Consider the following 15608-nt stretch of genomic DNA (forward strand, 5'->3'; position numbering starts at 1 on the left):
CGCAGGTATGCAGGAGAGAGAATGAAGATTAAAAACAAAGGGATAAACAATTCTAATGCGGAGGCGACGGCCGCCAAGCGGTTGTTGCTGGGCTCGGCGCTGGCCTTACTGCCCTTCGCGCCACACGCGTCCGCCGCGGCGGATGAGACGATTTTGGTGACCGCCGACGCGCAAAACAGCGTGACCGCGCCGGTCAAAGGGATCGTCGCCAAAGAGAGCGCCGCCGGCACCAAGACCGCCGCCGCTCTGCGCAAAACGCCGCAGTCCATCTCGGTGGTCACGCGCGAGCAAATGAACGACCAGGAACCGGCGTCGGTCGCCGACGCGCTGAACTACACCAGCGGAGTGATCACCACCTACCGCGGTAACTCCAACCGCAATGACGAAGTGATCAGCCGCGGCTTCCGCTATGCGCCCAAGCTGCTCGACGGCCTGCACTTTGGCCTCTCGAGCCAAAACGGCGGCGCCGGGCAGATCGATCCCTGGCTGCTGGAGCGCGTGGAGATGGTGCATGGCCCGGCCGGCGTGCTGTACGGCCAGGTCAGCCCCGGCGGCGTGGTGGTGATGACCAGCAAGCGCCCTACCGCCCAGAGCATTCACGAAGTCAAATTCAGCACCGGCAACCGCCATCTGGCGGAAACGGCGTTCGATTTCGGCGGCAAACTCAACGACGACAACACCCTGTTTTATCGCCTGAACGGTATCGCCAGAACCGAGCATGAGTTCGTCAAAGACAGCAAGCAGCAACGGGTGGCCATCGCGCCGGCCTTCACCTGGCTGCCGAACGAAGACACCAGCTTTACGTTGCTGACCAGCTACCAGAACGATCCGAAAGCCGGGTCGCGCAACTTCCTGCCGCGCGCCGGCACGCTGTTCTCGACCAGCGCGGGCTATGTGCCCTATGACTTCAACATCAGCGAACCCAGCTTCAACAGATCGCGGCGCGAGCAGGCGTCGATCGGCTACAGCCTCGAGCATAACTTCAGCGATGCGCTGTCGTTTACCCAGAACCTGCGCTTCACCCACCGCGATGAAGACTATAAATATCTGGTTTATAACGTAAACTCGAAGGTCAACGACCACACCGTCACCCGCATGGCGCAGCATGAAACGCAGATGACCAACGAGTTTGGCGTGGATAACCAGCTGAAGGGGCTGTTCGACACCGGCGAGGTGAAGCACACGGTGCTGGGCGGGTTGGATTACCGCTACAGCCATATCGATTCGAAGATGTATCGCGATCGCGGCAACGACTACCCGATCGACTGGGCCAACCCGGTTCGCCCCAGTATCGATGGCAGCACGCTGGCGCTGGCTTCCAGCGATTTGAAGACGCTGAATCAGGTCGGGGTGTATCTGCAGGACCAGCTGGAGTGGAATAACTGGAACCTGCTGCTGTCCGGCCGTCAGGACTGGTCGCAGGTCAACACCCGCGATCGCACCAGCGGCGGCAAGGAGCAGACCTACAACGACGCCCAGTTCACCGGCCGTGCGGGCCTGCTTTACGCCTTCGACAACGGCATTTCGCCGTATGTCAGCTACAGCACTTCGTTCGATCCTAACCTGTACCCGAGCGCGCCGGGCGCCGATCCGCTCAAGCCGACCACCGGCAAACAAACCGAGGTGGGCGTGAAGTACCAGATCCCGGGCGGCAACACCCTGCTGACCCTCTCCTGGTTCGACATTACCCAGCGTAATGTGGCGTCTTACAACCGTCTCACCTCCGCCTACGAGCAGATCGGCGAGGTGAAATCCAAAGGGATTGAGGCGGAAGTACATGCCCAGCCGACGCCGGAGATCAAGCTGACCGCCGCCTATACCTACACCGACGTGGTGACCAAAGACTCCAACTCGGCGGACGAAATCGGCCACAGCCCGGCGGGCATCCCGCGCCACGCCGCTTCCGCCTGGGGCAGCTACAGCTTCCTGAGCGGCGCGCTGAACGGCCTGACCGTCGGCAGCGGCGTGCGTTACATCGGCGATGCGCCGGCCGACGCCATCGGCCAGTACGATGTGTCGCACTACACGCTGTACGACGCCATGGTGAAATATGACCTTGGCCAGGCCTCGTCTGCGCTGCGCGGTGCGGCTCTCCAGCTCAACGTGCAGAACCTGACGGACAAGAAATACGTTTCATCCTGCAGCGGCGAGTACGCCTGTTTCTATGGCAGCGGCCGCAGCATCATCGCTTCGGTCAACTACCGCTGGTAACGAAAATGGGCGGCCAGCGCCGCCCATTTTTCCACCTTTCCCGCCGCCTTTACTCCTGCTTCAATTCTCGCAAGTGCTTGTACACCGTGGCGCGCCCCATCGACAGCACGTTGGCGATGTAGTCCGCGGCGCTTTTGGCCTTGAACGCCCCCTGATGATAGAGATCGCTGACCAGCCGCCGTTTCTGTTCGCGGCTCAGCGCGCCGAGCGCGGCGTTTTCGCGCCGCAGCCAGTCGTGCAGGAAGGTGTTGATCTTCTCCTGCCAGTCATCTTTGAACAGCTGTTGCGGCTGTGGCTGCAGCCGCGTGACCGACAGGAACATGTCCAGCGCGTTGCGGGCGTCCTCGAACATCGCGGTGCTCAGGTTGATGCACAGCAGATAGCTGGGCTTGCCCTGCTCGTCGCGCGCGGCGATGCTCACCGAACGCATCTTTTTGCCGTCCCAGTTCAGCTTCTCATAGGGGCCGGTCACGCCGGCGCCGCCATCGAGCTCGAAGTCCTCCAGCCCGGCGTCATCGCCCGGTTTGCGCTTCGACAGGTTGTTGGCCAGATAGGCAATCTTGTTGGTGGCCAGATCGTGGATCACCACTTCCGCATTCGGGAAAAACAGCGCCGCGATGCCGTCGGCGACCGAGCGCAAAAGTTCGAGTTGAGAAGAAGAGTTCGGCACGCTGGGAGGTCTCCGTATAGCCCGGTTTGGTTTGCGGTTCAGCCGCTTAGCATACCGCAGTTGCCGCCGCTTGCCGAGTGGATGGCGTTGGCAGCTCCTTCACCGGCGGCTGCGCCGCAAGCGCCTTTATTGTCCTTGCCGGGGATCGGTCACCCGTTCGTTTCAGGTGAACACGCTTTTCAGCCCACTCTTCTGCCGCAACACATTAAAACAGCCTCGAATCATGCTCCTCTTGGCCAGGTAAAACACGGCGGCAGACGGCGTTTTAACAGGATTTTAACGCTGCCGAGGGGAAACGCCATTGTCAACATGGCTGTTAAATAAAATGAAACTTTTTGATCACATTCAAGCTTCTGAAAAATAGATAAAAAGGGTTTTTATGCGCTTTACATGCATAAATTATGCATGTGCTCGCTCACTGCCGACAAAAAGTAATTAACTATTCATTTACCGCCCTGCAGGCGGCGAAAAACCGCCCGCTGGCCCGATGAGCGGGGGGCTAACAACCGGCATAATTAGTGGTAAATTTAGCGTCGCAAAGTGTTATGCGCTTGCTAATCCACGGTTAAACGAAATAAATACCTCTAATATATAAAGGTTGGTTATGGAAAAGCTATCCTACGCTTCAGACAGCAGCACCACCGCTTGGGCTACATATCTACAACAAATCGATCGCGTCGCCCCTTACCTCGGCGAGCTGTCACGCTGGGTTGATACGCTGCGTCACCCTAAGCGCGCTTTGATTGTCGATATCCCGCTGCAGATGGACGATGGCACCATCCGTCACTTCGAAGGTTTCCGCGTACAGCACAACCTGTCGCGTGGGCCGGGCAAAGGCGGTATCCGCTTCCACCCTGACGTCGATCTGAACGAAGTGATGGCCCTGTCCGCCTGGATGACCATCAAGTGTGCCGCGGTCAACCTGCCGTACGGCGGCGCCAAGGGCGGCATCCGCGTCGACCCGTTCAAACTGTCTGAAGGCGAACTGGAGCGACTGACCCGCCGCTACACCAGCGAAATCGGCTTCATCATCGGGCCACAGAAAGACATCCCTGCGCCGGACGTCGGCACCAACGCCAAAGTGATGGCCTGGATGATGGACACCTACTCCATGAACCACGGCACCACCATCACCGGCGTGGTCACCGGCAAGCCAATCCACCTCGGCGGCTCCCTGGGCCGTGAGAAAGCGACCGGCCGCGGCGTGTTCGTCACCGGCAGTGAAGTGGCCAAGCGTCTGGGCGTGCAGATCGAAGGCGCCAAAGTGGCGGTGCAAGGCTTCGGTAACGTGGGCAGCGAAGCGGCTCGCCTGTTCGTTGGCGTCGGCGCGCGCGTCGTCACCATCCAGGACCACTCCGCCACCCTGTTTAACGCCGACGGCATCGACCTGGCCGCGCTGACCGAATACCAGGCCAAGCACAAGCAGATCGCCGGCTTCCCTGGCGCCAGCGAGATCGAAAGCGAAGCGTTCTGGTCGGTCGACATGGACATCCTGATCCCTGCGGCGCTGGAAGGCCAAATCACCCGTGAGCGTGCCGAAATCCTCAGCGCCAAACTGGTGCTGGAAGGCGCTAACGGCCCGACCTTCCCAGAGGCGGACGACATTCTGCGCTCCCGTAACATCACCGTGGTTCCGGACGTTATCTGTAACGCCGGCGGCGTAACGGTCAGTTACTTCGAGTGGGTGCAGGACATGGCGAGCTACTTCTGGAGCGAGTCCGAGATCAACGAGCGTATGGACAAGATCATGACCGACGCCATGGTCCACGTCTGGAACAAGGCCGCAGAGAAAGAGTGCAGCCTGCGCACCGCCGCTTATATCGTGGCCTGTGAGCGCATCCTGACCGCACGTAAAGAGCGCGGCATCTACCCAGGTTGATGCCCGTATCCCGGCCTGCCCGCCCCGGCAGGCCGGGTTTTCCTCAGCGCAAACAGCGCTTCAACACCTTACCGGTGCTGGTCATCGGCAAACGCTCGACGAACTCGACGATGCGCGGATACTTGTACGCCGCCAGCCGTTCCCGGCTCCAGGCGATCAGCGTTTCTTCCTCGATCGGCTCCTCCGTCTCTTTCAACACCACCACCGCTTTGATCTCTTCGCCCAGCGACGGATGTTCGACGCCGATCACCGCCACCAACGACACCGCCGGGTGGCGAATCAGCGCCTCTTCAATCTCGCGCGGGTAGACGTTGAACCCGCCGCGAATGATCATGTCCTTGGCCCGATCGACGATGAAATAGAAGCCGTCGGCGTCGCGGCGCGCCAGATCGCCGGTGCGGAACCAGCCGTTTTCCAGCACCTCCGCCGTCGCCTCGGGGCGATTCAGATAGCCTTTCATGATGTTGTAGCCGCGTACCGCGATCTCCCCCACCTGATCGACAGCGTCGACCGGCTGCCCGGTGGCGTCGAGCAGGCGCACCTCCACGCCCCAGATCGGCTGGCCGATGGAGCCGGGCTTGGTCAGGCGGTGAGGATGGTTAAAGGTGGCGACCGGGCTGGTCTCAGACAGCCCGTACCCTTCGAGAATGTTGACGCCGAAGCGGCGCGAAAAATCCTCCAGGATCTGCACCGGCAGGCTGGCGCCGCCGGACACCGCCATACGCAGCGTGCTGCGCAAGCTTTCGATATCCGTGTGTTCATCCAGCGCATTCAACAGCGCCCAATACATGGTCGGCACCCCGGCGAAAAAGGTGATGCCGTGCCGTTGCATCAGCGCGATGGCCTGCGCGGCGTCGAAGCGCTCGACCAGCACCAGAGTGGCGGCGGCGGCGAACCCGGCGTTCATCTGCACCGTCGAACCAAAAGTGTGGAATAGCGGCAAGGTGACCAGGTGACGATCGGGGGTCGTCTCCGAACCGTCGAACAGCCGCACCGATCCCAAGGCGTTAAGCACCAGATTGGCGTGGGTCAACTCCGCCCCTTTGGCGCGGCCGGTGGTGCCGCTGGTATACAGCACCACCGCGGTGTCGCTTTCGAGCGTCGCGGCCGAAGCGAATTCGGTAGCCTGTGCGGCTATCGCCGCGCTGAAACGCTCCCCCTCGAGCGGCAACCGATCGCCGATGATAAACACCTCACGGCACTGTTCCGCGTTCGCCGCCGCCCGCAGCGCTTCCTCCCCCAGCGGCAGGCCGCTGCTGCCCTCGAAACAAAACAGCGCCACCGCCGCCGAATCCGCCAGGTAATAGTCGAACTCCGCGCTCTTAAGCAGAATATTGAGCGGCACCACCACCGCGCCGCTTTTGAGAATGCCGTAATAGACAGCCGGAAACTCCGGCCGGTTCGGGCAGGCCAGCGCCACCCGTTCACCGCGCCGCACGCCGCGCGCGACCAACAGATTCGCCACCCGGTTGGCCATGTCGTTCAGCGCCCGATAGCTGAGTGGTACATCGTCCTGTATCACCGCCGGCCGTTCCGGCCAGGTGCGCGCATTCTCTTCAAGCAAGGTAGCCAGATTCAGCATCGGGGATCCTCCCTGGGGTTGAGCGGCGAGAAAAGCGCCGCAGTATCACGAGTATAGATAGGCGCTTCGCGGTTCGCATTCCCAGGGCCGCTGGGCTATACCTTAGGCAATCCCCATCCCGCAGGAGTTGTGATCATGAGCAAGAAAAAGATCCTGATGCTGGTCGGTGACTATGCCGAAGATTACGAAACCATGGTGCCGTTTCAGGCGTTGCAGATGATCGGCCATTGGGTGGACGCCGTGTGCCCCGGCAAAGCCGTCGGCGACTACATCATGACCGCGATCCACGATTTTGACGGCGCGCAAACCTACAGCGAGAAACCCGGCCACCGTTTCACCCTGAACGCCGACTTCGCCACCGCCAAAGAAGAGCACTACGATGCGCTCTTGATCCCCGGCGGCCGGGCGCCGGAATACCTGCGCCTGAATCCCGACGTGATCGCGCTGGTGCAGGCGTTTGACGCCGCGAAAAAGCCGATCGCCGCCGTTTGCCACGGCCCGCAGCTGCTGGCGGCGGCCGGGGTGTTGCAAGGCCGCACCTGCAGCGCCTACCCGGCCTGCGCGCCGGAGGTGCGGCTGGGCGGCGGCCATTATGCGGAGATCGGCATCGATCAGGCGCACGTCGACGGCAATCTGGTCACCGCCCCGGCCTGGCCGGCGCATCCGCAGTGGCTGGCGAAGTTCGTCGAGGTGCTGCAGAAATAGCCGTTCAGGGGATCGCACCAGATAGCGACGACGCGGCATCCCCTTTGCAATAAACCAAAAATCGCTTGACCTTCCCAACGTTGGAAGTCGGATAACGCGGGATGAACTGCTTCCACGCAGTGAATTCCACTGTCGACTTCGGTAGGAAAGGTCAAATGATGAAAGCCAAAACCATAATCCTGATCGCAGCGGCGATAAACGGCGCTTTCGCCGTTGCCGGCTGCAAAGAAAACCCGTCTTCGGCGACACCTGCGCCGCCTCCCCGTGTTCCTGTGGCTGATGTTTTAGTCCGCCCGATAACGCCCTTTGCCGAATTCACCGGTTCGCTGGCCGCGGTCAAGCACGTTGAGTTGCGGCCTCGGGTCGCCGGTTATGTGCTGGCGGTAAATGTGCCGGAAGGTCGCCTGATAGAAAAAGGCCACCCGCTCTTTCTCATCGATCCGCGGCCATTTCAAGCCGCGCTGAACGAGGCGACGGCGCGTTTGCAAGAAGCGGAAGCCGCCTCAACGCTAGCCCAGGCCGACTATGTGCGCGCTAAAACGTTGTTCAATAAAAACGTTATCGCCCGCGATCGGTTTGATTCGGCTACCGCCATGATGAAAGCGAGCAATGCGCAGGTCAACGCAGCGAAAGCGGCGCGGGAGGCGGCAAAGTTGGATCTGGAGTTCACCCGCGTCACCGCGCCGATTGCCGGACGCGTAGGCCAGACGCTCGTCACCGAAGGCAACTATGTCACCGGCGGCGTCACGCCGCTCACCACGCTGGTCTCGGTCGATCCACTCCACGTCTATTTCGATGTGGATGAACGCACCTATTTGCAATCGTTGACCGCGTGGCGCAATAAAACGGCGCCACCTGACATTCGGGTATCGGTGGCGTTACTTGCAGACAAAACCTATTCCCGGCGCGGGCGCGTCGATTTCCAGTCCAATACCGCCGACCGCACGACGGGAACGGTGCGCCTGCGCGCGGTGATCGATAACCCGGATGGGCGACTGTCACCTGGGTTGTTCGCCAGAGTCAAGCTGGAAACCGGCGCGCCGCAGGCCAAGATCCTGATCGCCGACCAATCGATTGGCACCGATCAAAACCGGCGCTATGTCCTGGTCGTCGATGAGAATGACAAAACCGAATACCGCCCCGTTGAACTTGGCCCGGTCGTTGAAGGACTGCGCGTGATAGAGCACGGCCTGCGGCCGGGAGAACGCATCGTCGTGAAAGGGCTGGTGCGCCCCGGCATGTCAATCACGCCGCAGCCCGCCGAGATTGACGGCGCGCCTATCGAGCAATTGAATGCTGCGGGAGACGCGACATGACTTTCCCTCGTTTCTTCATTAAACGCCCGATCTTCGCCATCGTGCTCTCGATCTTGACGCTGATCGCCGGCACCGTGGCGTTATTCCAGTTACCGCTCAGCGAATACCCTGCGGTTACGCCGCCTACCGTACAAGTGACGGCGTCTTATCCCGGCGCCAACCCGAAAGTGATCGCGGAAACGGTAGCCGCACCGCTTGAGCAAGCCATCACCGGCGTCGAAGGCATGCTTTACATGTCTTCACAGGCGGCGACCGACGGCCGAATGACGTTGACCGTCACCTTTGCCCAGGGAACGAATGCCGACATGGCGCAGATCCAGGTGCAAAATCGGGTCGCGCGCGCGTTACCCCGCTTGCCTGCAGAGGTACAGCACCAGGGCGTGGTGACGCAGAAAACCTCACCGGACATCCTGATGGTGGTGCATCTCCTGTCGCCTGACCAACGCTACGATCCGCTTTATATCTCAAATTACGCTTATCTGCAGGTTCGTGATGAACTGTCCCGCATTCCGGGCGTCAGCGATGTCCAGGTCTGGGGAGCCGGCGAATACAGCATGCGGCTCTGGCTGGATCCGGATCTGATCGCCGCGCGCGGGCTAACCGCCGGCGATGTGATCGCTGCGGTGCGCGAGCAAAACGTTCAGGTGGCGGCCGGTTCCGTCGGTCAGGCGCCCGATTCCAATGCCGCATTTCAGGTTACGGTCAATACCCTCGGCCGTCTGGCCGATGAGAAACAGTTTGGCGATATCATCATCCGCACCGGCAGCGACGGCCGGGTGACCCGCCTGCGCGACGTCGCCCGTATAGAAATGGGCGCCGATGCGTATGCGCTGCGCAGCCTGCTCGACGGCGAGCCGGCCGTCGCGCTGCAAATCATTCAGAGCCCGGGCGCCAACGCGCTGGACGTCGCTCAGGCGGTCAGAGCGACCGTCAAGCGCCTGGAGGGCAACTTTCCTGCCGGACTCAGTTCACGGATCGCCTACGATCCCACGGTTTTCGTGCGGGCATCGCTCGAGTCGGTTGTGACGACCCTGCTGGAAGCGATCCTGCTGGTGGTGATCGTGGTAGTGGTGTTCCTGCGCAGCTGGCGAGCCTCGCTGATTCCGCTGCTCGCGGTGCCGGTTTCGCTGGTCGGCACGTTCGCCATCATGTACTTGATGGGCTTCTCTCTTAATACGCTGTCCCTGTTCGGTTTGGTATTGTCTATCGGCATCGTCGTCGATGACGCGATCGTGGTGGTGGAAAACGTCGAACGACACATAGAAAACGGCAAAACACCGCAGCAAGCCGCGCGACTCGCCATGAATGAAGTCACCGGCCCGATCGTCGCCATCACCTCGGTGCTGGCCGCGGTTTTCGTTCCAACAGCGTTCCTGAGCGGTTTACAGGGCGAGTTTTACCGGCAGTTCGCGCTGACCATCGCCATTTCAACCCTGCTGTCGGCGCTCAATTCGCTTACGCTCAGCCCGGCGCTGGCGGGCATGTTGCTGCGGCCTCATCCGGCGAAACCTCGCGCTCCCGGCCGCATTGGGCGCGTCTTGCAAGCCGCTGTCCGGCCTTTCCAACGCGCGCCGGACGCGTATGCCAATGCCGTGCGTAAAACGGTGCGCGTCCGCGGGATGGCGCTGGCTATTTACGGCGGGCTGCTCGTTCTGACGTTTTTCAGCTTCCAGGCCGTTCCGCCGGGCTTCGTGCCCATGCAGGATAAGTACTATCTGGTGGGCATCGCCCAACTGCCCAATTCGGCCTCGCTGGATCGCACCGATGCGGTCGTTAAACAGATGTCGAAGATCGCGCTGGCGGAACCTGGGGTGGAAAGCGTCGTGGCCTTTCCGGGGCTGTCGATTAACGGCTTCGTCAATGTGCCGAACGCCGCCGTGATGTTCGTCATGCTCGATCCGTTTAAAGATCGCGCCACGCCCGATCTGGCAGCCTCCGCCATAGCCGGTCGGCTGCAGGCGAAATTCGCCGACATTCCCGATGGTTTCCTCGGCGTATTTCCGCCACCGCCCGTTCCCGGTCTCGGCGCTACCGGCGGATTCAAGATGCAGGTGGAGGATCGCAGCGGCGCGGGGCTTGAGTCCCTGGTTGAGCACACGCGGATCCTGATGATGAAAGCCACCGAATCGGGCCAGGTCGCCGGTCTGATGACCAGTCTGGATATCAACGCGCCGCAGCTCGATGTGGTTATCGACCGCACTCAGGCGCAAAGTCAGGGTGTCAGCCTGGCGGATGTGTTCGAGTCGCTGCAAATCTACCTCGGCTCGCTTTACATCAACGATTTCAACCGATTCGGCCGCACCTACAAAGTCACCGCTCAGGCCGATGCCGCCCATCGCATGCAGGCCGAAGCTATCGGCCGGCTGCAGGTGCGCAACGCGGCCGGCGACATGCTGCCGCTGTCTTCCTTTGTCACCGTTACGCCCGGCTCCGGCCCGGATCGCATCATTCGTTACAACGGCTATCCATCGGCTGATATCTCGGGAGGTGCGGCGATGGGCGTCAGTTCCGGTCAGGCGGCCGCATTGATGGAGCGCCTGGCGAAAGAGACGCTGCCGGAAGGCATGACCGTCGAATGGACCGATCTCACCTATCAGCAAAAGCTCGCGGGCGACGCGGCGCTGTTCATTTTTCCGCTGTGCGTGCTGCTCGCCTATCTCATTCTGGCCACGCAATACAACAGCTGGCTACTGCCTTTGGCCGTGCTGCTGATCGTGCCGATGTGTCTGTTGAGCGCCATGATTGGCGTCTGGCTGCTGGGCGGCGACAACAACGTTTTCGTGCAAATAGGCCTCATTGTGCTGGTCGGCCTGGCCGCCAAAAACGCCATTCTGATCGTCGAGTTCGCCCGCAGCCTGGAGGATGAAGGCGTCAACGCGCTCGAGGCGGTGATTAAGGCCTGCCGGCTGCGATTAAGACCGATAGTGATGACTTCAATCGCGTTTATCGCCGGCGTCATTCCATTGATCTTCGCCAGCGGTGCGGGGGCGGAAATGCGCCATGCCATGGGGGTGGCGGTCTTCGCCGGCATGCTGGGCGTGACCTTGTTCGGCCTGTTCCTGACGCCGGTCTTTTATGTCGTGATTCGCGGCCTGGCGACCCGATTCGAGCAATATCGTGCCAAAGCCAGCCGTAAGGAGCGAGTCTGATGAAAAATCTTCGTAGAACCTTGTTATTGCCGCTGAGCGCGCTCGCCTTGCTAACCGGATGTGCGGCGGTGGGCCCCGATTACTCGCCGCCCGTCGCCCGTCACCCTGCCGGCTTCGGCCAACCACCGGCGGGGCTGAGTGCCGGAAATGTCGAACTCGCATGGTGGCGCCTCTTTGACGATCCTGCTCTCACGGATTTGGTTCAGCGCGCGTTGGCGGCGAACCATGATGTCGGCATCGCCGTCGCCCGAGTAGACGAAGCCAGAGCCCTGTTGCGTGAACAACGACAGGATTTTCTGCCGCGCGCCGGTGCCGCGCTGAGTTATGAGACGCGTCGACTGGGTGAAGCGGAGAAGCTGGCCGCCCAGCCACGCCATACGCAAACCTATCGCGGTGCGATTGATTCGACATGGGAAATCGATCTCTTTGGACACGTTCGGCGCTCGATTGAGGCCGCTCAGGCGCTGGCGGGAAGCCGCGAAGCGTTGCTGCGTGGCGTTCAGGCGGGCGTCGCTGCGGAAGTGGCCGCCACCTGGCTAGAACTCCGAGGTTTAGACGCCGAACTTAAGATGGTCGCCGAAATTAGCCACAGCCAGCGTGAAAGTTTGGTGCTGGTAAAAAAACAAATGAGCGCCGGCGCCGCCAGCGAATTCGACCGATTGCGCGCCGAGGCGCTATTGCGCAACGTCGAAGCGGCGACGCCAGAGCTGGAACGCCGCCGAGCCGCCGCCGTCAACGCATTGGCGACGCTGCTTGGCGAAATGCCCCAGACATTCCGCCCCCCTTCCGCCGAATGGGGAAGCCAGCCGCCAGTGCTGCGGACGATCGCCGTGGGCACGCCCGGCGCCCTGCTCGCCCGGCGCGCCGACATTGTGGCGGCTGAACGGGAACTTGCGGCAGCCACCGCCATGATTGGCGTGGAAACGGCGGCGCTCTACCCGCGCATCGAAGCGCGAGGTTCGATCGGGCTGATCGCCGGCAACCTCGATGCGCTGACTGGCGCCGGTGCGTTCTCCGCTGTGATCAGCCCAGTGATTCGCTGGGCATTTCTCGATATCGGGCGCGTACGCGCCCGGATCGCCGCCAGCGAGGCGCGAACACAACAGGCGCTGTTGATTTACGAGCGGACGGTGCTGAGCGCGCTGCGCGAAACGGACGATGCTTTCAAAACCTATGCTGAGGCGGTCAGCACGTTGGATCTGCGGTTACTTGAGGCGGCGGCGAATCGCGAAGCGGCCCGGCTCGCCCAGACGCGTTTTGCCGCGGGCGAAGGCATTTATCTGGAGGTGCTCGAGGCAGAACGGGCCGACTTCGCCAGCCGGCGCGCATTGACGCAGGCCGGCACGCGTCAGCGGCTTGCCGTGGTGGGAATCTACAAAGCGCTCGGCGGCGGCTGGGAGACGTGCGCGGCGGCAAAAAACGATTGCCGCGGCGCGACCGGTTCGTTCATGACGGCAAAAATCGGCGATGAACCTTGACCTTCCCCCGATGGGAAGCTCTAGCCTTGCTGATACCAGCCACTCCTTTAAGGGCACATAACATGAATTCATCCAATGCCAACTTCCCCCAGCCTTCGTCCGTGCGTCTGAGTCTGCCGGTTGAAGGCATGACCTGCGCCTCCTGCGTCGGTCGCGTCGAGCGGGCCTTGACGGCGGTTCCCGGCGTGCAGGCGGCAACGGTCAATCTCGCCACCGAACGCGCCGACATCACGTTTACCGGCCAGGCGAATCCGCAGGCGGCGGCCCGCGCCATCGAAGGCGCCGGCTATACCGTGCGAGAAGAAACCACTGAGCTGGCGATCGAAAATATGACCTGCGCCTCCTGTGTCGGGCGGGTGGAGAAAGCGTTGAGCCAGGTCGCCGGCGTTACCGAAGCCAATGTCAATCTGGCGACCGAACGCGCGCGGGTGCGCTATCTGGCCGGCACCGTATCCCTGGAAGACCTCGCCGCTGCCGTCACCCGCGCCGGTTATACGCCTCGCCGCCTGACGGCGGATAGCCCCAGCGCGGACGACCAGGCCGCCGAACGGCGCGAAAATGAGTCACGCGCGTTGCGGCGCGCCCTGTTCGGCGCCGCCCTGTTCACCCTGCCGGTATTCCTGTTGGAAATGGGGTCGCACCTCATTCCCGCCATACATGAGTGGGTCATGGAGGGGTTGGGCGTGCAGACAAGCTGGTATATCCAGTTTGTCCTCACCACCTTGGTCTTATTTGGCCCCGGCCTGCGCTTCTTCCGCAAAGGCGTTCCTGCGCTGCTGCGCGGCGCCCCCGACATGAACTCGCTGGTTGCGGTCGGCACGGCGGCGGCCTACGGTTATTCGCTGGTCGCCACCTTCGCCCCCGGGGTGTTGCCGCAGGGCACCGCCAACGTCTATTTCGAAGCCGCCGCCGTGATCGTCACGCTGATCCTGCTCGGGCGCGTGCTGGAGGCGCGCGCCAAGGGGCGCACCTCACAGGCCATCAAACGGCTCGTCGGCCTTCAACCCAAGGTCGCACGCGTTGAACGGCATGGCGAAACGGTTGAAATCCCTCTCGAACAGGTGGTTGCCGGTGATGTGGTCTTCGTCCGGCCGGGGGAGAAAATCGCGGTGGATGGCGAAGTTCTGGAAGGCGCGTCTTATGTCGATGAAAGCATGATCACCGGTGAACCGGTGCCGGTCGAGAAAACCGTGGGGGCCGATGTGGTCGGCGGAACCATCAACAAAACCGGCGCGTTCAGTTTCCGGGCGACAAAAGTCGGCGCGAATACCGTCCTGGCGCAAATCATTCGATTGGTGGAGGAAGCGCAGGGTTCCAAACTGCCGATTCAGGCGTTGGTCGATAAGGTGACGATGTGGTTTGTTCCGGCCGTCATGGCGGCGGCGGTACTGACCTTTCTGGTTTGGCTGTTCTTCGGGCCGTCGCCCGCGCTGACCTTCGCGCTGGTGAATGCGGTCGCCGTGTTGATTATTGCCTGCCCTTGCGCCATGGGTCTGGCGACGCCAACCTCTATCATGGTCGGCACCGGGCGCGCCGCAGAGCTGGGCGTGCTGTTTCGCAAGGGCGAAGCGTTGCAGGCCCTGCGCGATGTGGGCGTTATCGCCCTCGACAAAACCGGCACGCTGACCAAAGGCCGCCCCGAGTTGACCGATCTGGTGCCCGCTGACGGTTTCGAATACCACGAAGTACTGGCCTTGGTCGCTGCGGTCGAGACACGGTCCGAACACCCCATCGCCGAAGCTATCGTCGCGGCGGCAAGAGAGCAGAATCTTACGCTCGCCGCTGTCGACAGTTTCGACGCCACACCCGGTTTCGGCGTAACGGCGCGCATCGGCCAACGCCGGATCTCCGTTGGCGCAGATCGCTTCATGATCAGGCTCGGGCTTGATGTGACACGTTTTCAGCCCGTCGCCGAGCGCCTCGGCGCCCAGGGGAAAAGCCCGCTTTATGCCGCCATTGATGGCCGTTTGGCTGCGGTGATCGCCGTTGCCGATCCGATTAAGGAAACAACGCCGGAAGCTATCGCTGCGCTGCATGCGCTTGGGCTCAAGGTTGCGATGATCACCGGCGACAATGCCGCGACGGCGGCGGCGATCGCCCGGCAATTGGGGATTGACGAAGTCGCGGCCGAAGTGCTTCCCGAAGGCAAGGTGGCGGCGTTGAAATCCTTCCGCAACAGCGGCGCGAAAGTCGCCTTCGTCGGCGACGGCATCAACGATGCGCCGGCACTGGCGGAGGCGGACGTTGGGCTGGCTATCGGTACAGGCACCGATGTGGCGATAGAAGCGGCCGATGTGGTGCTGATGTCGGGCGACCTGCGCGGCGTAGCCAACGCCATTGCGCTCAGCCAGGCGACGATCCGCAACATCAAGCAGAACCTGTTTTGGGCCTTCGCCTATAACGCCGTCCTGATCCCAGTGGCAGCCGGCGCGCTTTATCCCCTGAACGGCACGCTGCTTTCGCCTATTTTCGCCGCGGCCGCGATGGCGCTTTCCAGCGTTTTCGTCCTTGGCAATGCGCTGCGGCTCAAACGTTTCCAGGCGCCGATGGCCGTCGAGAGCCGCGCTGAAGCGGCGGCGGCAACCGCGCAACCCGGCGGAATATCGGCATCATCGTAA

Annotated in this window: 9 protein-coding genes; 7 read left to right on the forward strand and 2 right to left on the reverse strand. The window is 62.0% G+C overall.

The window, feature by feature from the left end:
• Nucleotides 1–21 precede the first annotated feature (21 nt).
• On the forward strand, nucleotides 22–2211 hold the full coding sequence (locus ACJ8IM_RS20220) for a TonB-dependent siderophore receptor (RefSeq protein WP_033653138.1): 2190 nt from the start codon (nucleotides 22–24) through the stop codon (nucleotides 2209–2211).
• A 49-nt stretch (nucleotides 2212–2260) separates the two neighbouring features.
• Here ACJ8IM_RS20220 and ACJ8IM_RS20225 read toward each other — a convergent pair whose 3' ends face one another.
• Nucleotides 2261–2881, reverse strand: a complete 621-nt coding sequence (locus ACJ8IM_RS20225) for a helix-turn-helix transcriptional regulator (protein ID WP_033648347.1) — start codon at nucleotides 2879–2881, stop codon at nucleotides 2261–2263.
• A gap of 604 nt (nucleotides 2882–3485) precedes the next feature.
• Between ACJ8IM_RS20225 and ACJ8IM_RS20230 the strand changes: the two genes are divergently transcribed.
• Entirely contained in the window at nucleotides 3486–4760 is a 1275-nt protein-coding gene (locus ACJ8IM_RS20230) for a Glu/Leu/Phe/Val family dehydrogenase (protein WP_033653137.1), read from the forward strand.
• A 43-nt stretch (nucleotides 4761–4803) separates the two neighbouring features.
• Here the strand turns inward: ACJ8IM_RS20230 and ACJ8IM_RS20235 are convergent, their stop codons facing one another.
• Entirely contained in the window at nucleotides 4804–6342 is a 1539-nt protein-coding gene (locus ACJ8IM_RS20235) for a long-chain-fatty-acid--CoA ligase (RefSeq protein ID WP_033653136.1), read from the reverse strand.
• A 135-nt stretch (nucleotides 6343–6477) separates the two neighbouring features.
• Between ACJ8IM_RS20235 and ACJ8IM_RS20240 the strand changes: the two genes are divergently transcribed.
• From ACJ8IM_RS20240 to ACJ8IM_RS20260, 5 genes are all read left to right on the forward strand, one after another.
• On the forward strand, nucleotides 6478–7047 hold the full coding sequence (locus tag ACJ8IM_RS20240) for a DJ-1/PfpI family protein (RefSeq protein ID WP_033634573.1): 570 nt from the start codon (nucleotides 6478–6480) through the stop codon (nucleotides 7045–7047).
• A 155-nt stretch (nucleotides 7048–7202) separates the two neighbouring features.
• A complete protein-coding gene (locus ACJ8IM_RS20245) occupies nucleotides 7203–8363 on the forward strand; it encodes an efflux RND transporter periplasmic adaptor subunit (protein ID WP_269454185.1) in 1161 nt (386 codons plus the stop codon).
• Complete coding sequence (locus ACJ8IM_RS20250; protein WP_033653135.1) at nucleotides 8360–11512, forward strand: efflux RND transporter permease subunit; 3153 nt, start codon at nucleotides 8360–8362, stop codon at nucleotides 11510–11512. Before ACJ8IM_RS20245 ends, ACJ8IM_RS20250 begins: the two co-directional genes overlap by 4 nt.
• Complete coding sequence (locus tag ACJ8IM_RS20255; RefSeq protein WP_101455558.1) at nucleotides 11512–12990, forward strand: efflux transporter outer membrane subunit; 1479 nt, start codon at nucleotides 11512–11514, stop codon at nucleotides 12988–12990. The genes ACJ8IM_RS20250 and ACJ8IM_RS20255 overlap by 1 nt, the downstream gene beginning before the upstream one ends.
• 62 nt (nucleotides 12991–13052) lie before the next feature.
• Nucleotides 13053–15608 (forward strand): heavy metal translocating P-type ATPase, encoded by a 2556-nt coding sequence (locus ACJ8IM_RS20260; RefSeq protein WP_033653134.1) that lies wholly within the window; start codon nucleotides 13053–13055, stop codon nucleotides 15606–15608.

It is taken from the genome of Serratia sp. CY33525, assembly GCF_052169115.1.
Classification (GTDB): domain Bacteria; phylum Pseudomonadota; class Gammaproteobacteria; order Enterobacterales; family Enterobacteriaceae; genus Serratia; species Serratia sarumanii.